Below are 20,224 nucleotides of genomic sequence, written 5' to 3'. Positions count from 1 at the left end.
ATTCTCCATAAGAAGACTGTGATTGCCGTATATTTTATTGCTAAGCAATATGCTAGCTTTTGACCTGTTGCAATACCTCCTCTGCCTGTTCTTTCAACAGGTCCTTTTTGATCAGTTCCTCCAATATCGGCATGGCCATATCCTGCTTTTCTAAGCTCACATAGGTCTTGGCCAGGAAGAGTTGTAAATTTTCATTGAAATAATACGGTGTTGTTAGCCTGATCAGATCGATCCCCTTAGCTATTGCTTCTTTGTTCTCACCCGCTGCAAGAATCCTGTAATACCCGTATACCGCCATGAGTTCTATATCAAATGCATCAGTATTGGCATCCAGTCGTCCTTTCGCCTCATCTAAAGTGATCGTGTCATTCAGGATGTCTTCTACCAAATACATGGCATTCTCATCCGGATATGGTGTTCTATCTACAGGCTCCATTCCCAGTGCCTTTACCACCGCCTCTGCTGAAGCCGGTGTGGAGAACGGATTCTGCCCGGTAACGAATTTCCCGGACACCGTTGTATGTGCCAACATAAAATCGGCCTGTTCGAATATAGCACCCCTGGCTTTAAGGTGATCTTCCAGCTTAAATGGAAATTCCTTCACCCATTTTTTACCGAACAGCTCTTCCTCTTCGTTGGTGAAACCTGTCAAACGTACCTCATTTATAATAAACTCTTCCCCGTTCTTCACATTCGCAAAGACTGCAGGCCCGTGACATACCGCAGCGATCACGGTTTGCTCTCGCTTGTAGAGGTTCAGAATGATATCCTGAAGTGAAGGATCATAAGGCAGGTCGAACATGGCGCCCTTACCGCCTACAACATATACGGCGTCGTACTTATCGGGATCAACATCTGCTGTTCGCAGGGTATTATTGGGCAGCTCTGCATACTTCGCATTTTCAAGCATCGCCTTATTATAGGGTTTCCCGGGATTGTACCGGTCCGATTCTACTGCCCCTCCCAAGGGACTGGCAATATCTACCTCAAAATTATTTGAAGTGAACACAAGGTAAGCCTGTGAAAATTCATCAAATTCATAGCCGGGTCGGGTAGCCCCTTCATCTTTCCCGTAACTGCTTAGTACCATGAGTACTTTTTTCTGCTTCGCCTCATCTTGAAAAAAAGCTAAGGCCGGCAGTAATAACAATAGTGTAAACCACACATTTTTCATAGTTCGTGTTTTGATCGATTATGTGAATAACACGATCGAACCAGCTAACTGTAACACCCAAACACAAATCTTTTATTAAATAACTCATTTTAAAAGCAATAACCCATTGAAATTGACCGCTGTCATTTCATATTCTTACCCTCTCAGCTACCTTTAAGCATAACTTTTAAAAACCGTAGCCATGAAAAAGCACTTGATATTTTTAGTATCGTTCTTCATGCTGTTTTCGCTTCAGGCTCAGGATAACGAATACACAGCTGTTGGAGAACTTGCAGACGGGCTCATTGCCGTGCAAAAAGACGGGAAATGGGGATTTATTGACACGAACGGTGACCTGGTGATCGACCTTCGCGACGATCTTGTTGCGCATAAGGAGGCGCCGGTATTTACCGACGGACGCTGCCTCATACATAAAATGGAAGATGGCATTGCATATTACGGCTATATTGACACTGATGGAAATACCGTCATAGCACCGCAATACCTCAACACCACCCCTTTTACAGATGGGTATGCCATTGCGTTGAAGGTGGAAGAAAAGGAAAAGGGTACCAACCAGTACCTGAATAAAAAGATCATCGACCGTAACTTTGACGAGGTTTTGATCAATACCAAAGGAGAAGAATTAAAATATCTTACCCCACATAAAGGCATTCTCCTTGATGCCAAGCGCTACAAGCAACCGGAGATCGTATCGCGTATGCTTGCTCCGGGTATCGTCACCTTTAAAACAGCAAACGGCAACTGGAAGGTAGCAAAACTCTGAGCCCTGTAAGCTCCAGTATACCCTATGGTCACTGCCTCTCTTTGTTCCCTGTGTTCGCTGGCAGGGAATCCTTGCTCACCTCAGCAGCATTTTCAGATGCTTCCCTAAGGGAATATTTGACCTTAAACTGCGGGGGTGCATCCACGGCCGAAGCATCGCTGAGTGCTGCCATTTGCACCGTTATTTGGGTGTTGGGATCTTTTTGATCTAAATACCTCTTGATCTTGCTTATCATTACCTCACCATATCCGGCAAGTAGCGAATCGGCTGGCTGCCCTGCTGTATTTTCGCCCTGCCTGTTAGCACTCGTACTATCTGTAGCTACTGAAGCCCGGGGCAGGCTCTTTTGTTTGCTATTCGCATCCAAACTGTCTACTGCTACCGCTTGCCGGCTCATGGCAGTAGTGTCGGCTTGCGATGAATCTGCCTGATGTAGTGCTTCTGCATCAAAGACATAGTTCATGGCGATACCAAGTCCTTCTTTTTTCCCTTCCAGTTCCAGGATCAGATCCAACTGCCGCTGATGATCTTCTGTAAGCACCGTATCGGGATAACTCAAGAGAACAGCTTCCAGGTCTTCCGGCTCGGCATCTACCAATTTGGCGAGGCTTCGCGCCGGATTATCGGTGGCATCGAATATTTTTTTCTTCAGGGTAGTCCCGACAAGGTCCCAAACATCGACCTCCGGGTTATTGAGGTTGCCCCTTACAGGTACATCCAGTTCAATGTCTCCATTCTTATCTTTCAGAATAAACACTGCCAGCTTTAGCGGCAAAGACCAGAGTCCGCCCTTAGTATTCTCCACAGAGACATTCTTGATCAGCAGTTGGTTCTCACTGGTGATCTGACCGTTGGTCACCTGAGAATTGGTGAAATAGAACATATCGCCGTTCAGGATCGAATGGCCCGTATAATGCTTGGAATAGATATTCAGATCGGATAACAAGAATTCCTTTATAGCGATATCGATATCCAGTTCCATAGGATCCTGCGGATCGAATCCAACGCTAGCCTTGAGGGTACCCCGTTCATTGAGCAACATATCGGAGCGTATGTCTACCCATTCGCTATCGCTGTAAATACTATCGGTATCCATAGTGATCTCACTAAGGAAGTAATCAAAGGGCTGTCCGGTTAGGTTATCGCGGTATTCCAGCACCCCACCCTTGACACTCATGTGTTTTAAGGCGTAATAGATATTCCCTGATGTCTCGTCATTAGCGTTGGTGGGGGTATTATCTGACTCATTTGCTTCCGCTTTGGTTTGAGCATCTGCTTTGGCGTTGGGATCATCTTCAGATCCGGTTTCGGCGATCTCTTCTCCTTCATTCAGCTTAAAGATCCTGAACAGATTATTGGAGACAGAATCCATTTCGAACTTCAGATAGGGTTGTTCGATCTGCAGGTCGCCAATGATGTACGAACTTTTGCTGTATAAGATCTCTTCCAGGTTACAGTGTACTTTCCCACTGCCCAGAAATTTTTGTCCGCCCTTATCGCTCATGGCGAAATCTATCAGGTCTACATCTCCGGTTACTAACAAATCTTCAGGGATCTCCGTATTTCCGCTTAGATGGATGGTGGTATTAATATGGCCATCTAATTTACTGATCTCTGCAAATTGGGCGGCGTAATTATAGAACGGACTTAATTCGAGGGCTTCAATGGTAATGGTGCCTTCATAATTCCCGGTTTGGGGATGATAGGCAAAGTTAGAACGAAGTTCACCGCCCTCCGAAAAGGTCAGTTCAAAATCGGCATCACTATCATTTTCCTGGTTCCATTCGATATAGGGCAGAAATAGTTCAAGATCCTCAAAAGAGGTCGTCTTCTCCACATCCCCATCGTGAAAATGTACTGCAGCATCCTTTAATTCCAGGTTAGACAACTGGTATTTGAATACCTCATCTTCCTCTGTAGTGGTCGTGTCTTCTGAAGCGTGATAAGCGATGAGATCATCAAAATTATAGATCGTGTCCTTCTTGCTAATGTTCAGGTTCAAACCCTTAAGGTAAAATCTGTCGAGGGATATAAGGTTAGTGACGTATTTATAGGGTTCGGTATCGAGGATCAGGGTATCAAAAGAAAAGAACAGGTCCTTTTCATTGGCGGCGTACATCTTAAAGTCAAAGACCTTGACGGTACCGGTGAAGTAATTCAACCGCAACTTATCCATGTCGACCTGGCGCCCTATTAGCTCCTTGCTGTTATTAATGATGTATTTCCGCGCTATACCGGGCAAGAGTATTAAAGCAAGGATGATAAGGGACATTAGCCCCAACAGCACGTAGCGAACGGTCCTTTTTTTGGTCTTCATAGTGTGTTCACGCATTTACTTCACCAAGACCGGAAGCCCACAATAAAACCTGAAACATCATGGTCCTGGTTATTCAATTATACGAAATGCCATCACCATTACAGAAGTGTATTACAGGAAGGGAAAAGCCATTTGGCTCACATTGAGCCAACTATAAAATTAGCTTAATTAATCGAAGCACCAAAGCATTATATCTCTATGCCTCAACCATTTAACTAACCTCTCAGATCTGTTAGCTTACCGATCTCCAAGAATCTGATCACAAACCCAACGGGCACTTTCTACAGCTCCATCCATATATCCCGGAAAGCTTTTGGCGGTCTCCGAGCCGGAGATCAGAAGTTGACCATCTAACCAGGAATTGCGATACAAGGGATTCCCGTTATGTTGATGCGGCAGTACATGCGCATCATAAGGCACATAGGTAAAGGGTTCTTTGGCCCAAACGCATTCGTGGTAATCGGTAAAGGTATCGGCCTTGCTACCGTAATATTTTCTAAGCTGTCGCAGGATCAATTCCCTGCGTTCTTCGCGGGTGAGTGAATAATAATTCCCATTGAGGAAGCCTTTAAGGGCGTGATGTGTATCTTCAAAATCGGAGTGATCGTACATTTCGGTAACCGGCCCGGTATTGCTGAATACCGTCCCACTGGTACCCTGAGCCCTCCAGAAAGGCTCCTTATACGTAAATCCGAATTTGATCGATTCTCCCATCCAAGTGTGGGTAGACGACATAAGCTCCTGAAGTTCTCGGGGAAGTTGCGGACTAACGGTTACATTCTTATGAAAGAGATGGGGTGGCAGGGTTGAAACTACTTTATCTGCCAAAAAAGTCTCGCCATTAGTTGCTACCAACAAGCCATTATTGCTGTTGACGATGCGATCTACCACAGTTCCGGTGAATAGCTTTTCCTGCTCCAGGTGAGAAGCAAGTGCGTCGATCAGCGCTGTCGTACCGCCTTTTATGCGAAAGCTCGGATCGTCATTATCAGGAAGGGCTACCAATTGGGGCGGACTCGTACTCATATACTCATAGATCGCCGTGGCTCCAAGCTCCTGGATAAAACGCTCCAATTTAAGCTCTTTCAACATGGCTATGAGGTGGAGGTGTTTATTACCAAACCATGTGGCTCCCATCTCTACCGTAGGCTCATCTTCCTTTTTTAAAGTCAGGATACGACCACCAATACGATCTCTGGCCTCGAGCAGTACGACATTAAGACCGGAATCTTTTAGTAAGTAATTAAGGGTGAGTCCGCTGAGCCCTGCTCCTATGATAACGATATCTGCGCGGACTTCAGCAGTACCTGTTTTATTTTTCATTTCTTCTTTTTGCATAGCAGGAACAAAAGTAAGGAATGAAAAAGGATAACCATAATATCTCTGCCTGCAGACGATTATAACGCTGAAGATAACCGACCAATGATCACAGCATCATCTGGTCCGGATCGCTGGGAGGTCCGGGGCGCTGTGTCAGACCGAAAGAAGACTGTCTTTATTCAGAAGCATCGCGTTTCTTCTTCATCCCAACGATAAGCATAAGTCCGCCAAAGGCGACCAGAACGGTCCCCAGGCTTCCTGCTACATCGCTAAGAGATGTCCTGAAGATCACTCCCAAAGCGATAAGGATGATCCCAAAAAATACATACCTGCGATAATGCTCTTCCTGTGGCTTCATGGAATACTGTAGCTTAATTGAAAAAACAAATAGTTCTACCCCCTTATTAGGTGTAAGGAGGTAGAATTATGATCGTCATTTCCCTTTATGGGGGCAAAAAGGGTTCAAAACTCCTGTTTGTGGTTTCCTGTGGTATCTGTATCAGCTTTTTGCAAAACGAACCCTGAAACAGATGAAGGAAACCTATCATAAAAAGGTTAAATCACATGGCTTATATGATAAACGATAGCTGTTTTGTTCTTCAAACAGCATCAGTGCATTTTAGCGATCATATAGAGTCCGCCAAGGGCCACTAATAGCATTCCTATAGCTCCGATATGATCGGTAAACGCATAGGTCAGAATGGCTCCAAAAGTCATCATAACAAGTCCAATTACAAAGTGCTGTCTGTTTTCTCTGGTTTGAAGTTTCATAATTTAAAGTTTTAGAAGGTTTATGTTTATAAGGTTATGTTTCGAAATTTTGAAAAGTTATTAGTTGTTAGTTATTAGTTGTTAGTGATTGGTTGTTAGTTATTGGTTGTTAGTTATTGGTTGTTAGTTATTTGTTTTTAACTGTTACTTATTACCCATTACTTATTACTTATTACCCATTACTTATTACCCATTACTTATTACCCATTACCTGTTACCCATTACCTGTTACCCATTACCTGTTACCCATTACTTGTTACCCATTACTTGTTACCCATTACCTGTTACCCATTACCTGTTACCCATTACCTGTTACCCATTACCTGTTACCCATTACCTGTTACCCATTACTTGTTACCCATTACTTGTTACCCATTACCTGTTACCCATTACTTGTTACCCATTGCCTGTTACCCATTACCTGTTACCTGTTACCTGTTAAACTTTTACACCTAATTTTTGCCTTAGAATACTTTTAAGGGGTGGTATCGAACCGGTGTCGAGCAAGTTCATTGCGGGCACGCCACACAATCGCTCCACCATTTCCTGACCGCCCAGGGTATTGGTAGATATCCCGGTAACGAGGTCGGGTTTTACCCCGAAAGCCTCCATGAGGCCGTAAACGGCATAAGGATCGGATGCACTCAAGATGCAGCATTTCACCTGATCTTTAATTCCCTTATAGGCGATATCGCCATTATAGGGTTCAAGGGGTGAAGCTCCGATCTCCACAACCGCAACATCCGCCTCTGATGCGGCCATACAACTAAGCATATGGTCCAGTTTTTTTTCATAGACCTCAGGGTCGCAAATCGTAGAGGGCAGGCCGGCATCTACAAAATCATATACCTGCACTGCTCCCACATCCTTCACAGCCAGAATATCCTTAAAACGGCCGGTACCGGTGATCTTGGCGCCCAGCACCTTATATCCTGCCCTGGTTAATAGTGAGGTTACAATACGGGCCGAGGTGGTTTTCCCGGCACTCATGGAGGTTCCTATAAACAGTATGGTTGGTATGTCGTATGACTTTTGAGCACAAGGGCGTACAAAATCGTCCATGGTAACCTTCTGCCCATCACGTATCACATGCCCATGATAGAGAATCGAGATCATCTCGGGCATGAACATAGAACGGGAAGTGAGTTTCCCCATGAGTCCGCCTCCGGACAGCATATGCATAGCCCCATCGTCTCCAACGGCTTTCCAGCTTCCTGTGGCCTCCAGGGTGGCGTGTCTTACGCCGAGGGCCCCAACCACCAGTTCATCTCCGATAACGCCCCGCATTCTACCGTTAGGCAATTCCAGTTGGGATGAAGAACTTCCTATATCGGTGATCCTGCCAACGATATAATCACCTGTAGCCCAATGCTCTCTGGAAAGCCTTTTCAACGCAAACGATTGCGTTTCCAGGTCAGAAATACGGGTTAACGTGGTAAATATGTATCCACTGTTTTTCATCAGGTGCGTTGCAATGAAGGTTCTAAAATTAATAGTGTAAGCAAGGCTGTACGCTCCAGTAAACCTTGTTTTAAAATATATTCATGAGGTGCATGGGCTCCGTCTCCCGGAGTTCCAAGTCCGTCAAGTGTCGCAGTATACTGGCTGGTAAAATTCCCATCGGAACCTCCTCCGGCCTTCCCGCTCTTGAGGTCCATCCCCAGCTCAGCACCCTTTTCTTTAGCCTTATGCCAGAGAGCCTGGTTACGGGTTGTCGCTTCCATAGGCGGGCGACCTATGCCACCTTCAACCACGAGCTCACTTTCCGGAAATTTGGGGGTAAGCCCCAGGATCTGTTCAGAGATCCATACGCCATCTTCGGTATTATTTACCCGTACATCGATCACAGCCGTACCTTCGGGCGCCACTACATTGGGAGAAACCCCTCCGGTTATGGTTCCCACGTTTACGGTGATCCCTTTTTCAGGATCGTTCATGGCATAGAGCTTTTGTATCTGGTGTGAAAGCTCGACGATCGCATTCACTCCTTTTTCAGGATCTAATCCGGCATGGGCAGCCTTTCCTTTTACCTTCAAGGTAAATCGCCCCACTCCTTTACGTTCGGTTTTCAACCTACCGTCAAGGCCCAGGGGTGGCTCCATGACAAAGGCCCTTTCTGCCAGCCTGGCCAGGCGTTTTATGATGCGTCTGGATTCTATACTTCCTATCTCTTCATCGGTATTGATCAATATCACCGGGGTCACTTCAGGGGTTTCCCCCAGCTTTTTAAGGATCTTTATACTGTAGAGGATCTGAGTGATCCCAGCCTTCATATCGTATGCGCCGGGACCGGAGATCTTTGATTCATCTTCCGTGAAAGGCATACTGAATAAGGTATTGAGTTGCCATACCGTATCACAATGCCCCACCAATAGCTGTACCGGAGCGGCTTTATCCCGCTTACGGGGCCGCGCATATAGAAATCCGCCGGTAGTTTCTCCGGGCTGATAAAAGGTATAGTATCCCAGCTTATGGAATTCAACGGTAATAAGATCTATGATCTTTTTGAGTGCTGAAGGCACCCGTGAAGGCGATTCGGTGTCAACAAGTTGCTTCAGCATATCCATAACGGCCTCTTCTTCCTTTTGAAGGATCTTTAAAACCTGGTCGGATATGCTACCTGCTACCGTCATCTTCTGAAATCTTTGGGAAAGGGAAAATTAAGCGTATCCCTGATCACCGAGAAGCGACCGGGAGCTATATAGGTGAGCAAGCCGTTGTTACGCAGCTGTTCCTGCTCATCGAGGTCTGATTGTTTCATATATTCCGGAGCCACATAGGCAGCCTTTATGGTCCCCGTGATCAAGCTGTTCTTTCCAAAACCGTCGATGATCTTGAACAGGGCACATTCCAGTTGTAAATAGGCATCCTCCAACAACAGAGCATCTACCTTTTTGGCTTTTACGGTAGGCAAGGCATTGATCACCGGCTTTACCTTAGACAGACCACTGCTTCGAGGCGTAGCCGTTAAGGAGGTTACCGTAATCCCTTCAGGAATAGGAAAACTTACGGTAAAACTCTTGTGCTTGATCACATTGTGATAGGTACTGTGGTCGGGAGTACATACAAAACCGAAGAAATTATCGAAGCCCATGGGAGTAGCCATATGCTTTGGAGCCATATCGTACCTATCCCCCTCTTTGGTACCTATCACTACCAATGGCGCCACTACAAAGGTTTGACCCCATACAGGCAGTGAGAGATCCAGCTGGATAAACGTTTCGGTCTTCATAAATTTTCTTAAACATTGGTCAACATCTAAGGTACGTACGAAGACCTGATTAATTTATGATAAATGTTAGTCTTTGTGAGTAATATCCAACGACATGGGTATAAGATGTCGCAATAAGCGACTCAAGCAAAGACCCGGAATAACGCTAAGCCCCTTACAGCAAAGGTCTGTGTCAGAGCTTTGGTTGTTGAAGCCTTGCTTATTGACCTTCGTCATTTCACGAATCACATGTTGGATGTACCTTAGGTGTGTTGCCCTGAACAACCTTCTACAACAGCATTTTCAAACTAAAAGTTAAGCTCATGAAATTTCTCATTATTTACGGTACCAGTGAAGGGCAAACCAGAAAGATAGCCCGGTTTATAGAAGAGGTCATAGAAAACCAGGGGCATCGGGCAAGCATTGCCAATGCCACCGATGAGCCTCCTGCTCCCGATGCGTTCGACAGCATCCTGATCGGTAGTTCTATCCATATGCACAAATACCATCCGGCAGTCGTTTCTTATGTCAACCGCCATCACGTCACCCTGAACCGGATGCCTTCGGTATTCTTTTCGGTATGCATGGCTGTCGCCTCAGACATCAGGGAAGAACACGAGGAGGCACAACAAATTGCCCGTGAATTCCTGGAAGCGGCCAATTGGAAAACACAGGAGGTATGGCATGTGGCGGGAGCTCTTAAATACACGCAATACGACTATTTTAAGCGATTGGTCATGCGAATGATCGCCAAACGACAGGGTGGTGATACAGATACATCTAAGGATCATGAATACACCAACTGGGAAGACCTGAAAAACCGGATCGGGGCATTTCTTAAAAAGACCGAAACAGCTGTAGATTCGACCGGCAGTAACCGATCTGTTTAAGGCCGGCCAAACTGGGATAAATAAAATACTTTTCTTACATTGGATACAATTGTCGATTCCCCACGTAATTTTACGTTCAGGTTGGCATTGACTTGAGATCAAAATAAACCTATGATTTGAACTTACAGCTCAACCAACGTCCTTTAACGATGCAAATAGTAACAGTGATCAAGATCTATGCGTTTTCCGGTATCAGGCTGCTCCTGCTGGGAATTTCGTTCCTGTTCCTGTCAGGGTGCAAGCTCCCGCAAACCAATGAACGCCTGCATCTGGCTGTAGCATCCAATATGCAATACGCCATTGCAGAACTCACCAAAGAATTTGAAAAAACATCAGGGATCGAATGCGAGGTTTCTATCGGGGCTTCAGGGCAACTATACGCACAGATCCTCGAGGGAGCCCCTTACGACGTGTTCATCTCTGCAGACATGACCTATCCTCAAGCGGTACAAAAAGCCGGGATGGCTGCCGGGTCACCTAAGATCTACGCCTACGGAAAGATCGTTATCTGGACCGGAACGGAAGGCGTTAACCCCACTTTCGATGGCTTGAAGAACGGAAAGATAGCCCATGTTGCCGTGGCCAATCCGAGACTTGCTCCTTACGGAATGGCTGCCCTGCAAACCTTAAAATTCCACGACGTTTACCGCGATATTGAAACCAAACTCGTATACGGAGAGAATATTTCCCAGACCCACCAGTTCATTGCCTCCGGTGCTGCCGAGGTGGGGATCACGGCAAAGTCGATCGTTCTTTCGCCCGAGATCAAGGGAAAGGGAATCTATACCAATATTGATGAAAGCACCTACGACCCTATAGCTCAGGGCATGGTGATCATTACCGACACCAACCCCGATTACAGTAAAGAGATCCGGTTTATTAATTTTCTCACTTCAGATCCGGCGAAAATGATCCTTCACAGATACGGATACGGGATCCATGAATAGTTTAAAAGGACATATCACCGGGATGCAAAGTGAGGGTAGTCTTACTATGGTCCATGTCGATCTTGAAGGCAACCTCCCTCTTGAGGTTATGGTCATAGATACCCCGGAAACCGTAAACTACCTCCGGAATGGCCGGGAGATCGAAGTGCTTTTCAAGGAGACCGAATTGATACTTTCCCGGGAAGCGATCCCCAACATTAGCGTACACAATCGTATTCCCTGTAGGGTATACAGGCTGGAAGAAGGTAAAATACTTACCCGTATCTATCTGAATTCGGAAGCCGGTCCCATGACGGCCCTGCTTCCTACCACCGCTTTGAGCACCATGCAACTCACCGAAGGTACCGCCCTCACAGCACTGGTGAAGTTTAACGAGATCATGCTTGCTTCGCGATGAATTGGGATCCCCTCTTACTCACTTTTAAACTCGCCCTGGTAACGACCTTGCTCTTACTCATAGTTGCCATTCCGCTTGCCAATTGGCTGGCTTTTGGCAAGTCGCGGATAAAACCGGTGGTAGAAACCCTAGTAAGCATGCCCCTGGTGTTGCCTCCCACCGTTTTGGGCTTCTATTTCCTGCTGGCTTTCAGCCCAAATAACGCTTTTGGAAACTGGCTCAATGAATGGCTGGGACTGCGCCTGGTCTTTTCCTTTTCCGGCCTTGTTCTGGCCTCTATGATCTACAGTTTGCCGTTCATGGTACATCCTATAAGGTCGGGACTTGCCGCAACACCACCCTCCCTTAGGGAATCGGCCTACCTTATGGGAAGATCAAAACAGAATACCCTTTTCAAGGTATTACTACCCAATATCAGGCCTTCCATGCTCAGCGCCATCGTTCTGGCCTTTGCCCATACCGTAGGTGAGTTCGGGGTAGTTCTGATGATCGGAGGGAATATCCCCGGAAAAACACGTGTGGCCTCCATCGCGATCTATGAAGAAGTAGAGATCATGAACTACGGTGCTGCCAATGTGTATTCAATGATCCTCTTCGTGATCACCTTTGTGATCCTCTTGCTGGTATACCTCATTAACGGTGGCTACCTAAAACGATTCTGGAAATGATCGCCCTCCATGCACATAAAACCCTTAGATCGCCTTCCGGCAATATAAACCTCCAGCTCGAGCTGGAGATCGGGAGAGGCGAATTCATCTCTCTTTACGGGCCATCGGGCTCCGGTAAGACCTCTACCCTTAGAATGCTCGCCGGTCTTTTAAAACCAGATCGCGGCACGATTACCGTTGAAGGCTATAAATGGTTCGATTCGGACACCGGACATATGACCCCACCACAAGATCGAAAGATAGGGTATGTGTTCCAGGATGCGGCCTTGTTCCCTCATCTAACGGTTAAAAAGAATCTCGAATTCGCCTTGCCCAGGCATTCCGACCCTTCAATAATAAAAGAACTCACCGCCCTCACCCATTTAGATCCCCTGATGGATCGACTACCCGACACCCTCTCCGGAGGTCAAAAACAACGCGTAGCCCTGGCCAGGGCGGTGGTGCAACAGCCGGATATATTACTGCTGGACGAACCGCTTTCTGCCCTGGATGCCGAAACACGCTCTACCCTTCAGGATCATTTACTCGCGCTTCATAAAAAATACGACCTCACCACCATCCTGGTAACACATGACATCGGCGAGATCCATAAATTATCAGACCGGGTGGTTAAATTAGAAGACGGCAAGGTGGTTGCCCACGGGAGTCCGATAAGTATATTCTCCCATCATCAGGTGAGCGGAAAATTTCAATTTACCGGAGAAATTCTACGCATCGACAAACAGGAATTGATCTATGTGGTGAGCATTCTGATCAACCGCGATATTGTAAGGGTGATCGCCAGCGAAGACGAAGTGGTGAACCTAAAAAAGGGTGCTCGCGTAGTCGTAGCCACAAAGGCGTTTAATCCGATCATTATTCCGCTGTAGGAGCAGATCAAAGGTCCGGAGCTTTAGCGAAGGCAGGCACCTTGCTACTAAGGCACGAATACTTTACCCCGCATTTTGTAAGATTTGCTAAAATAATAGTAAATTCAGCATCACGTTTTAATCCTAACCTTTTACAAAACTAGATTTATGGCTTCAGGTTTTTTTGCCCTATTGGATGATATTGCTGCCATCATGGACGATGTAGCGGCCATGACCAAGGTAGCAGGAAAAAAAACTGCAGGGATCCTAGGCGACGATCTCGCTGTTAATGCAGAGAAGGCGTCGGGATTCTTATCGTCCAGGGAACTTCCCGTTCTTTGGGAGATCACCAAGGGCTCCTTGCTCAATAAAGCTATTATATTACCCATCGCATTCCTGCTAAGTGCCTACGCCCCAAAGGTCATTACGGTTATTCTTATTATCGGCGGTTTATACCTGGCCTATGAGGGTGCCGAAAAGATCTACGAATATTTTTTTCACCGCGAACACAAGGAAGAAACAAACGAATTCGAAAACCTGGACAAGGCCAATATCCTGGTGAAGGAGAAAGAAAAAATACGTTCTGCGATCATCACCGATTTCATTCTCTCGGTAGAGATCGTGATCATAGCCCTGGGTACGGTGATGCAGGAATCCTTAACGGTACAGGTGGGCGTAGTGACCCTCATAGCCCTGGTAGCCACCGTTGGGGTCTATGGCATCGTGGCCATGATCGTGCGTATGGACGACCTGGGATACCGGTTCATTAATTTTAATGGCGAAGACGATACCTTTACCGATAAGGTGGGAAAGGTGCTGGTGAATGCTTTGCCCTGGGTGATCAAGTCATTAGGTGTGATCGGTACCATAGCCTTGTTACTGGTATCTGGCGGGATCTTTGTTCATAATATTGAAAAGATACACCATCTGGTGCACAGCTTACCTTCATTACTGGGGGAATTTTTAACCGGACTGGTCGCAGGGATCCTTGTTCTTGTGGTAGTTAGCCTGGTCAAAAAGCTCTTTAAAAAAGGTCACTGATAAACGGCAGGCCACAGTATTGTTGAATCGGCGTAAAAATTTAATATCTTGCGGACATTAACTAAAATTCTGTCTTTTTGACTATGCGAATAATTCTACCCGCCCTACTGGCTATCCTCTTTACTACCCAGGCCTTCTCTCAAAGAAGAAGTGAACTCATCGAAACGGTGAATATGCTCAACGGAACTGTCGATTCCCTCGAAACCGAATTGGTAACGACACAACGTGAATTGAGAACTGCCGAAACCAAGGCCAATACCATAGCAGAACAGAATGAGCAACTGAAGCAAACGAATGAGGGGCTTTTGGAAAACCTGAACAAATTTATCATGGCTTCCACAGAAAAGACCAGCAATATTTCCAGAACTCTGGAAACACTGCAAAAACGCGAAGCCCAGCTCAAGCAGATCAATGACAGTTTTAGCGCCCACGATTCGCTTTCGTACCTGGTACTAACCGATCTCAAGCGTACCCTGGGAGAAGATGCGCAGATAGGCGTAGAAGGTGGAGCTGTTATGATCATTCTCAACAATACGACCAGTTTCACTACGGCTTCGAACCAATTAGGCATGAGCGACAATGCCAAAGACTTTATGAACCGACTTGCGGCCACCATAAATAAATACGATACCCTGGCAGTTACTGTTCAAAGCATAAGCAACAAGAGCTGGGCGAACGCTGCCAATAAAGCCGCGGTAGTTGCAGACCATCTCATTAATGTACACAATGTAGGGCCAGATCGTATCGAAGCGATCGGTAAAATGGCTGAGGCCGATGTTACTTACATAAAGTTACACCCAAGATTTGATCACTATTACCTGTGGTTAAGAGAAGAGATCAAAAAAGGACGTTAAGCCTTGAGATCTCTAACGCTAAAACATAAAAAGGCCGGACGCGATGTCCGGCCTTTTCTATTTATTGTTTTTCCTGCTGTTTCTCTAATTTTCTGAAATACCCCCGAAACAGAAAGTGTTCTCTCATGGCCTTCATGTTCTCATCGAACTTATCGGTACCCTGCTCTATATTTTCAAGGATCGCCTTTAATGTGCTCATCGCCTCTTCATCGGAGGTCAGGTAATGCAAAGCACCCTCTTCCCTATTCAGTTTATCGGTGATCTCATTCAGGGAAGCACTTACCTCCCGTATATGATCGCCTGAAGCCTGGAGATCATCAAGGGTACTTCTGAATTTTCCAGCCAGGACAGTATCCTTCAGAATGGCATAAGCCAAGCCCTCTCCCCGATCCAGGCCTGCTGTTACCTTATTGATATCGGTCATACTTGCCGAGACCTTAGCCGATGTTGTCTTGAGGTTGTTAATGGCTGTACGCAGATCGGCAGCCATGGTACTGTCGTTTACGAGCAATCCCAGGGTGCCCTTTCCTGTATTGATGTCATCGGCGATCTGTAACAGGCGTGAAGACAGCATAGAAATATTATCACTGGTATTGCCGAGGGTAGCCATCATCTGGTCGGTACCCTGCTTGGTATCTCCTGCGATAAAATCTCCCGAGGTAACCACCGGAGCATCGCCTGTTCCGGGAACAATATTCATTACCCTGCTTCCCACAAGACCATCAGAGCCTATGGATGCCATGGCGTTGGTCCTGATAAACTTTTGCACCTTGCTTTCAATGACCATGCCTACCACTATGGTGGTATCGTTGATCATTTCGATCTCCCTTACCGTACCCACATGAATTCCGGAAAACCGCACATTATTCCCGGTCTGGAGTCCGCTTACATTGCGAAAACGGGTATTGAGGCGAAAGGTATCCTGAAACAAATTTTGATCGTTCCCAATAAGGTATGCCGCCACTACAAAGATTAACATCCCTGCAACCACAAAAATTCCTAATCGCATATTTCTTGCGCTATTTGATCTCATAAGCGTAATTATTTAAAAAATGCCTGCACCTTAGGGTCCGCAGAACGCGAGAGCTCTGCAAAGGTTCCTTCGGCGTAATTCAATCCATCAACCAACAGGATCATCCGGTTGGAGATCACTCTTGCACAATCTACATCATGGGTGATGATAAGTGAAGAGGTTTGGTATTTCTCCTGGACCGCCTGCATGAGTTTAATGATCTCTTTGGACGTTATAGGGTCGAGTCCGCTGGTAGGTTCGTCATAAAGCATGATCCTCGGTTTCAGGATCAAGGCCCGGGCCAGGGCTACCCTTCGTTGCATCCCTCCTGAGAGTTCGTTAGGTAAAAGATCCAGGGTATGCGCCAGGTTCACACTTTCTAATGCCTCTACGATCAGGGCTTCGGTATCCATATCGGCTCCGAAACGGTCTGTATGCCGGCGCAGTGGAAATTCCAGATTTTCTCTCACGGTCATGGAATCGTAGAGCGCACTACCCTGAAATAAAAATCCGACCTCCGCCCGGAGCTTGTCCAATGCAGTTCGGTCCAGATTAGTCAACTCGTTCCCGAGGATCTTGATACTACCACTATCGGGTTGCATTAATCCCACCACACACTTGATCATCACCGACTTTCCGGATCCCGAACGCCCCATAACCACTAGGTTCTCCCCCTGGTAAAGGTTCATCGAAAAGCCATTGAGCACCTTATTCTCCCCAAAACTTTTCCGGAGGTTCTTTATCTCAAGGACCCCTTCAGAACGCTGCCTTTCTGATGTGTGGTTTGATGCTATGTGCTGTTCTGTTTTCATAATTCGTAAAAGATATCGGCTACGATCACCGCCATAAAGTCAATAATAAAAACCAATAAGGAAGAGACCACGACGGCTGTATTTGCTGCTACGCCTACCCCAACGGTACCTTTCGTGCAGTGATAGCCCTTGTAACAACCTACCAGACCAATGGCAAAGCCAAAGAAGAACGACTTGATGGTCGCAGGCATCAGATCGCCAAAGGCCAGGTTACCGAATACATTATTAAAAAAGAGCTGATAAGACACATCGCCTTTGATATTTTCTACCAAGTAGGAACCATAAAGGGCAAAGGCATCACCGATCAGGACCAACAGAGGCAGCATAAATACGCAGGCAAAGATGCGGGTGACCACCAGAAACTTAAAAGGGTTGGTCCCCGAAACCTCCATGGCATCGATCTGTTCGGTAACCCGCATAGAGCCCAACTCGGCTCCGATCCCTGAGCCTACGCGTCCGGCGCAGATCAAAGCTATTAATACCGGTCCCACCTCTCTTACAATGGTCAGGCCAACCATGGAAGGAAGCCAGGATTCTGCTCCAAATTCAATAAGGGTTGGTCTGGATTGAATGGTGAATACCATTCCGATAATAAATCCGGTAAGAATCACCAGGGTGAGGGAACGGTTACCAACGTTATAACATTGTTTTAAAAATTCGTTCCACTCAAAAGGACGGCGAAATCCTTCCCTAAAAAAACGACCTGCGAAACGCGAAAGTTTCCCTACCTCCTCAAAAAAAGAGCGTACACGATCCTTTATGTCTGGAAAGTTCAACATGTTCATCCTGCTTAGGTCTTAATTAAAGTTACGATAATTCAGGCACTTACAGGATCATTCCCACGGGGGTGAACATATTTTCGTTTATCGTCGTCTTATAAGATATTTTTGAGTCCTTCAACATCCAGCACCTTGATATTACGCCCTTTAGAAGAGATCAATCCTTCATTCTTAAATTCGGTAAGGGCGCGGATAAAGCTCTCCGGGGCGATACCTGCAACACTGGCCAGGTCGGAGCGCGAAATATAGATGCCCTCCTGGGGTGCAGGATCGAGCTGTTGCAAAAATTGCAGAATCGAAGACGCCGCTTTTTTACGAACACTACCGTAGGCCATCTGCAGTAAACGTTCTTTATACGAAATAATATCGGTAGATAGCATATCGATAAACTCCATGGTAAGGTGATGATTCTTGACCAGGATATTGGACATCATCTCCTTATTGATCGCCATTAAACTGGTTGGTTTAATGGCTATAGCCGATTCCTGGTACGGGGTATTCTCCATAAGGACATTATACCCGAAAAAGTCACCTTCACGAATGATCTTATTAATAAGCTCATGCCCGGATTCATCCATGGTGATGGTCTTCACCACCCCTTCTTTTACCAGAAAAACGTAATTAGAATGGTGCCCCTCCTTGTATATAAAGGCTTTTGACGCGAATTCCAGCACCTCCCCATTGTCATAAAACCAGCTTTTGAGGTCATCCAGGTGCTCTATAAAAGGGATATTCGTGTTCGTACCGGTTTCTTCTTCCCTTCTTTTGAGGATGGCCACCCTCGCTATACGGTTCTCGATCGCACTAATGAGCTCCTGCTCTTCAAAGGGCTTTGGTATATAGTCATCGGCCCCGAGGTCCATCCCTTTACGCACATCTGCCCTTTCTGACTTAGCCGACATATAGATGAAAGGGATCTTGCTGGTTTCGCCACGATGGGACAACCGTTCAAGCACCTCGTAACCATCCATACCCGGCATCATAATGTCGCATACGATCACATCGGGGTGAACCTTTTGCGCCAGGGCTACTCCACTTGCCCCTTCGGCAGCAGTGTATACCTTATAACTGTAAAGGTCCAGCAGTTCGGCAATATTTTCTCTTAACTGCTCATCGTCTTCGATCAATAGTACTTTCTTCATTGTTGCAAAATTTCGGGTAACATGATGGTAAATACCGAGCCTTCACCCTCGCGGCTGGTAAAGAAAATATGACCACCCAGGTTTTGCAGGTGTTTTTTAGACATATTAAGTCCGATACCCGTTCCCTGGATGTTCTTGGCATTCGAAGCCCGGAAATACCTCGAAAAAATATACTGTTGTTCCTCCTGTGGTATGCCCATACCATTATCGGTTACCTGGATCTTGATGAGTCCCTGGTCTGCCAGCCTTTCGGCTCTGAGTACGATATTTCCGGTGTCTCCGGAATATTTCACAGCATTGTTAAGCACATTCGACAAGATCAGGTTGATCACCACCCTGTCCTGGTACATGCTAATACTTTCGGTTGGGAACTCCTTGAGCAGGGTTTGCTCTTCGGTAAGGTGTTGTTCGGTTTCTTCAGCCACCTCTTCCATCAGGTCATTGAGCCAAAACTGAGAGAAGCGGTAATTGTCCCTTCCCGATCCCAGGCGTTCAACTGCAAGGAAATCATTGAGAAGGGCGTCAAGGTGCTGTACCTTGCGCTTGATGCTTTCCAGGTGTTTCAACCGCTTATCCTGCTGTTCGCTATTGCTGTATTTCTCTATAAGCATAGCCGAGGTGAGAATGCCGCTTAGCGGTGTCTTGAATTCATGAGACACCATTTGCATAAAACTGGTCTTGATGGCATTGAGTTCCTTTTCTCTCTTAAGGGCTTCTCTCACCTTATTTTCTGCGATCTCGCGCTTTTGACATTCGCGGGTAAGGTGGTCTACGGTCTTATTTAATTGTTCTGTACGATCCATAACCATTTCTTCCAGTGCTTTATTCTGTTTCTTAATAGACTTTTCTGTTTCGTATTTTCTGGTCACATCGATGATCAAAGCGACCACGAACAGTTCACCTTCGATCTTTACCGGGGTCAACCCTACCTCTATCGGTACCTTATCGCCATCCTTGTGTTTACCATAAAGAATTCTTCCACTGGCCATACGCCGTTTAGAGTGATCGTGGATGTAGCCTTTAAAATGATCCTTATGCGGTTCCCGGTACATCTCCGGGATCAATACCTCAAAGCTCTTTCCTTCCAGATCTTCTCTCTCGTATCCGAAGGTCTCCAGTAACTGTTTGTTCAAAGCAATAACCCGACTATCCTTATCAACTACTAGTATACCCTCAGAAATGGTGGTGGTGAAGATCTCGAATAGTTGTTCATATGATGAAGATGCCGACATAATGTAGATGCAGTTATTTGATCTAAAACCTGGAGCAGCAGAA

General features: G+C 46.2%; 21 protein-coding genes. 8 read left to right on the top strand and 13 right to left on the bottom strand.

All coding sequences use genetic code 11. From position 1 onward, the window contains the following. Positions 1-52 precede the first annotated feature (52 nt). Positions 53-1,174, bottom strand: coding sequence for a type 1 glutamine amidotransferase domain-containing protein (locus tag IS446_RS10620; RefSeq protein WP_203060524.1), 1,122 nt, complete (start codon positions 1,172-1,174; stop codon positions 53-55). Positions 1,175-1,355: 181 nt separating this feature from the next. Here IS446_RS10620 and IS446_RS10615 point away from each other — a divergent pair, with 181 nt between their 5' ends. Beyond that, positions 1,356-1,940: a WG repeat-containing protein gene (locus IS446_RS10615; RefSeq protein WP_203060522.1), complete on the top strand. Its 585-nt coding sequence runs from the start codon at positions 1,356-1,358 to the stop codon at positions 1,938-1,940. Between the two features lie 28 nt (positions 1,941-1,968). Here the strand turns inward: IS446_RS10615 and IS446_RS10610 are convergent, their stop codons facing one another. The 7 genes from IS446_RS10610 to IS446_RS10580 form a co-directional block, all read right to left on the bottom strand. Next, positions 1,969-4,257, bottom strand: a complete 2,289-nt coding sequence (locus IS446_RS10610; RefSeq protein WP_203060521.1) for a DUF748 domain-containing protein — start codon at positions 4,255-4,257, stop codon at positions 1,969-1,971. A gap of 237 nt (positions 4,258-4,494) precedes the next feature. Continuing rightward, positions 4,495-5,580 carry a flavin monoamine oxidase family protein gene (locus IS446_RS10605; protein ID WP_203060519.1) on the bottom strand — a complete coding sequence of 362 codons (1,086 nt, stop codon included), beginning with the start codon at positions 5,578-5,580 and terminating at the stop codon, positions 4,495-4,497. A gap of 172 nt (positions 5,581-5,752) precedes the next feature. Beyond that, positions 5,753-5,935, bottom strand: coding sequence for a hypothetical protein (locus IS446_RS10600; RefSeq protein ID WP_203060518.1), 183 nt, complete (start codon positions 5,933-5,935; stop codon positions 5,753-5,755). A 251-nt stretch (positions 5,936-6,186) separates the two neighbouring features. Continuing rightward, complete coding sequence (locus IS446_RS10595) at positions 6,187-6,348, bottom strand: hypothetical protein (RefSeq protein ID WP_203060516.1); 162 nt, start codon at positions 6,346-6,348, stop codon at positions 6,187-6,189. Positions 6,349-6,786: 438 nt separating this feature from the next. Next, entirely contained in the window at positions 6,787-7,809 is a 1,023-nt protein-coding gene (locus IS446_RS10590) for a hypothetical protein (protein ID WP_203060514.1), read from the bottom strand. Beyond that, positions 7,809-8,981 carry a M20 family metallopeptidase gene (locus tag IS446_RS10585; protein ID WP_203060513.1) on the bottom strand — a complete coding sequence of 391 codons (1,173 nt, stop codon included), beginning with the start codon at positions 8,979-8,981 and terminating at the stop codon, positions 7,809-7,811. The genes IS446_RS10590 and IS446_RS10585 overlap by 1 nt, the downstream gene beginning before the upstream one ends. Then, positions 8,978-9,580 carry a flavin reductase gene (locus IS446_RS10580; protein ID WP_203060511.1) on the bottom strand — a complete coding sequence of 201 codons (603 nt, stop codon included), beginning with the start codon at positions 9,578-9,580 and terminating at the stop codon, positions 8,978-8,980. Before IS446_RS10580 ends, IS446_RS10585 begins: the two co-directional genes overlap by 4 nt. Before the next feature lie 302 nt (positions 9,581-9,882). On the opposite strand from IS446_RS10580, the gene IS446_RS10575 reads away from it, so the two are divergent. The 7 genes from IS446_RS10575 (at position 9,883) to IS446_RS10545 (ending at position 15,204) form a co-directional block, all read left to right on the top strand. Further along, positions 9,883-10,449: a flavodoxin domain-containing protein gene (locus IS446_RS10575; RefSeq protein ID WP_203060509.1), complete on the top strand. Its 567-nt coding sequence runs from the start codon at positions 9,883-9,885 to the stop codon at positions 10,447-10,449. Positions 10,450-10,598: 149 nt separating this feature from the next. Next, positions 10,599-11,396 (top strand): molybdate ABC transporter substrate-binding protein, encoded by a 798-nt coding sequence (gene modA / locus IS446_RS10570; protein ID WP_203060508.1) that lies wholly within the window; start codon positions 10,599-10,601, stop codon positions 11,394-11,396. Next, entirely contained in the window at positions 11,389-11,793 is a 405-nt protein-coding gene (locus IS446_RS10565; RefSeq protein WP_203060506.1) for a TOBE domain-containing protein, read from the top strand. The genes modA and IS446_RS10565 overlap by 8 nt, the downstream gene beginning before the upstream one ends. Then, positions 11,790-12,461, top strand: coding sequence for a molybdate ABC transporter permease subunit (gene modB / locus IS446_RS10560; RefSeq protein WP_203060504.1), 672 nt, complete (start codon positions 11,790-11,792; stop codon positions 12,459-12,461). Before IS446_RS10565 ends, modB begins: the two co-directional genes overlap by 4 nt. Beyond that, positions 12,458-13,330, top strand: coding sequence for an ABC transporter ATP-binding protein (locus tag IS446_RS10555; RefSeq protein ID WP_203060503.1), 873 nt, complete (start codon positions 12,458-12,460; stop codon positions 13,328-13,330). Before modB ends, IS446_RS10555 begins: the two co-directional genes overlap by 4 nt. Positions 13,331-13,477: 147 nt before the next feature. Then, complete coding sequence (locus IS446_RS10550) at positions 13,478-14,350, top strand: DUF808 domain-containing protein (RefSeq protein WP_203060501.1); 873 nt, start codon at positions 13,478-13,480, stop codon at positions 14,348-14,350. Between the two features lie 83 nt (positions 14,351-14,433). Continuing rightward, entirely contained in the window at positions 14,434-15,204 is a 771-nt protein-coding gene (locus tag IS446_RS10545) for a hypothetical protein (RefSeq protein WP_203060500.1), read from the top strand. Between the two features lie 61 nt (positions 15,205-15,265). Here IS446_RS10545 and IS446_RS10540 read toward each other — a convergent pair whose 3' ends face one another. The 5 genes from IS446_RS10540 to IS446_RS10520 all read right to left on the bottom strand — a co-directional run bounded on the left by IS446_RS10540 (position 15,266) and on the right by IS446_RS10520 (position 20,181). Beyond that, the gene (locus IS446_RS10540) at positions 15,266-16,237 is read right to left on the bottom strand and encodes an MlaD family protein (RefSeq protein ID WP_203060498.1); all 972 of its coding nucleotides are present in this window, start codon (positions 16,235-16,237) and stop codon (positions 15,266-15,268) included. Between the two features lie 8 nt (positions 16,238-16,245). Beyond that, complete coding sequence (locus IS446_RS10535) at positions 16,246-17,028, bottom strand: ABC transporter ATP-binding protein (protein WP_203060496.1); 783 nt, start codon at positions 17,026-17,028, stop codon at positions 16,246-16,248. Beyond that, on the bottom strand, positions 17,025-17,807 hold the full coding sequence (locus tag IS446_RS10530) for an MlaE family ABC transporter permease (protein WP_203060494.1): 783 nt from the start codon (positions 17,805-17,807) through the stop codon (positions 17,025-17,027). The genes IS446_RS10535 and IS446_RS10530 overlap by 4 nt, the downstream gene beginning before the upstream one ends. A 95-nt stretch (positions 17,808-17,902) precedes the next feature. Beyond that, the gene (locus IS446_RS10525) at positions 17,903-18,949 is read right to left on the bottom strand and encodes a response regulator (RefSeq protein WP_203060492.1); all 1,047 of its coding nucleotides are present in this window, start codon (positions 18,947-18,949) and stop codon (positions 17,903-17,905) included. Continuing rightward, the gene (locus tag IS446_RS10520; RefSeq protein ID WP_203060490.1) at positions 18,946-20,181 is read right to left on the bottom strand and encodes a PAS domain-containing sensor histidine kinase; all 1,236 of its coding nucleotides are present in this window, start codon (positions 20,179-20,181) and stop codon (positions 18,946-18,948) included. The genes IS446_RS10525 and IS446_RS10520 overlap by 4 nt, the downstream gene beginning before the upstream one ends. Positions 20,182-20,224: the final 43 nt, after the last annotated feature.

The sequence above is a fragment of the Robertkochia sediminum genome (genome assembly GCF_016786255.1).
Lineage (GTDB): Bacteria > Bacteroidota > Bacteroidia > Flavobacteriales > Flavobacteriaceae > Robertkochia > Robertkochia sediminum.
Note: the sequence above shows the minus strand (reverse complement) of the source record. Positions and strands in the feature narration are given on the sequence as shown.

Bases quoted from the DNA above. Each gene is read 5' to 3' on its own strand.
- IS446_RS10620 (WP_203060524.1), bottom strand. From the start codon at position 1,174: ATGAAAAATGTGTGGTTTACACTATTGTTATTACTGCCGGCCTTAGCT.
- IS446_RS10615 (WP_203060522.1), top strand. From the start codon at position 1,356: ATGAAAAAGCACTTGATATTTTTAGTATCGTTCTTCATGCTGTTTTCG.
- IS446_RS10610 (WP_203060521.1), bottom strand. From the start codon at position 4,257: ATGAAGACCAAAAAAAGGACCGTTCGCTACGTGCTGTTGGGGCTAATG.
- IS446_RS10605 (WP_203060519.1), bottom strand. From the start codon at position 5,580: ATGAAAAATAAAACAGGTACTGCTGAAGTCCGCGCAGATATCGTTATC.
- IS446_RS10600 (WP_203060518.1), bottom strand. From the start codon at position 5,935: ATGAAGCCACAGGAAGAGCATTATCGCAGGTATGTATTTTTTGGGATC.
- IS446_RS10595 (WP_203060516.1), bottom strand. From the start codon at position 6,348: ATGAAACTTCAAACCAGAGAAAACAGACAGCACTTTGTAATTGGACTT.
- IS446_RS10590 (WP_203060514.1), bottom strand. From the start codon at position 7,809: ATGAAAAACAGTGGATACATATTTACCACGTTAACCCGTATTTCTGAC.
- IS446_RS10585 (WP_203060513.1), bottom strand. From the start codon at position 8,981: ATGACGGTAGCAGGTAGCATATCCGACCAGGTTTTAAAGATCCTTCAA.
- IS446_RS10580 (WP_203060511.1), bottom strand. From the start codon at position 9,580: ATGAAGACCGAAACGTTTATCCAGCTGGATCTCTCACTGCCTGTATGG.
- IS446_RS10575 (WP_203060509.1), top strand. From the start codon at position 9,883: ATGAAATTTCTCATTATTTACGGTACCAGTGAAGGGCAAACCAGAAAG.
- modA (WP_203060508.1), top strand. From the start codon at position 10,599: ATGCAAATAGTAACAGTGATCAAGATCTATGCGTTTTCCGGTATCAGG.
- IS446_RS10565 (WP_203060506.1), top strand. From the start codon at position 11,389: ATGAATAGTTTAAAAGGACATATCACCGGGATGCAAAGTGAGGGTAGT.
- modB (WP_203060504.1), top strand. From the start codon at position 11,790: ATGAATTGGGATCCCCTCTTACTCACTTTTAAACTCGCCCTGGTAACG.
- IS446_RS10555 (WP_203060503.1), top strand. From the start codon at position 12,458: ATGATCGCCCTCCATGCACATAAAACCCTTAGATCGCCTTCCGGCAAT.
- IS446_RS10550 (WP_203060501.1), top strand. From the start codon at position 13,478: ATGGCTTCAGGTTTTTTTGCCCTATTGGATGATATTGCTGCCATCATG.
- IS446_RS10545 (WP_203060500.1), top strand. From the start codon at position 14,434: ATGCGAATAATTCTACCCGCCCTACTGGCTATCCTCTTTACTACCCAG.
- IS446_RS10540 (WP_203060498.1), bottom strand. From the start codon at position 16,237: ATGAGATCAAATAGCGCAAGAAATATGCGATTAGGAATTTTTGTGGTT.
- IS446_RS10535 (WP_203060496.1), bottom strand. From the start codon at position 17,028: ATGAAAACAGAACAGCACATAGCATCAAACCACACATCAGAAAGGCAG.
- IS446_RS10530 (WP_203060494.1), bottom strand. From the start codon at position 17,807: ATGTTGAACTTTCCAGACATAAAGGATCGTGTACGCTCTTTTTTTGAG.
- IS446_RS10525 (WP_203060492.1), bottom strand. From the start codon at position 18,949: ATGAAGAAAGTACTATTGATCGAAGACGATGAGCAGTTAAGAGAAAAT.
- IS446_RS10520 (WP_203060490.1), bottom strand. From the start codon at position 20,181: ATGTCGGCATCTTCATCATATGAACAACTATTCGAGATCTTCACCACC.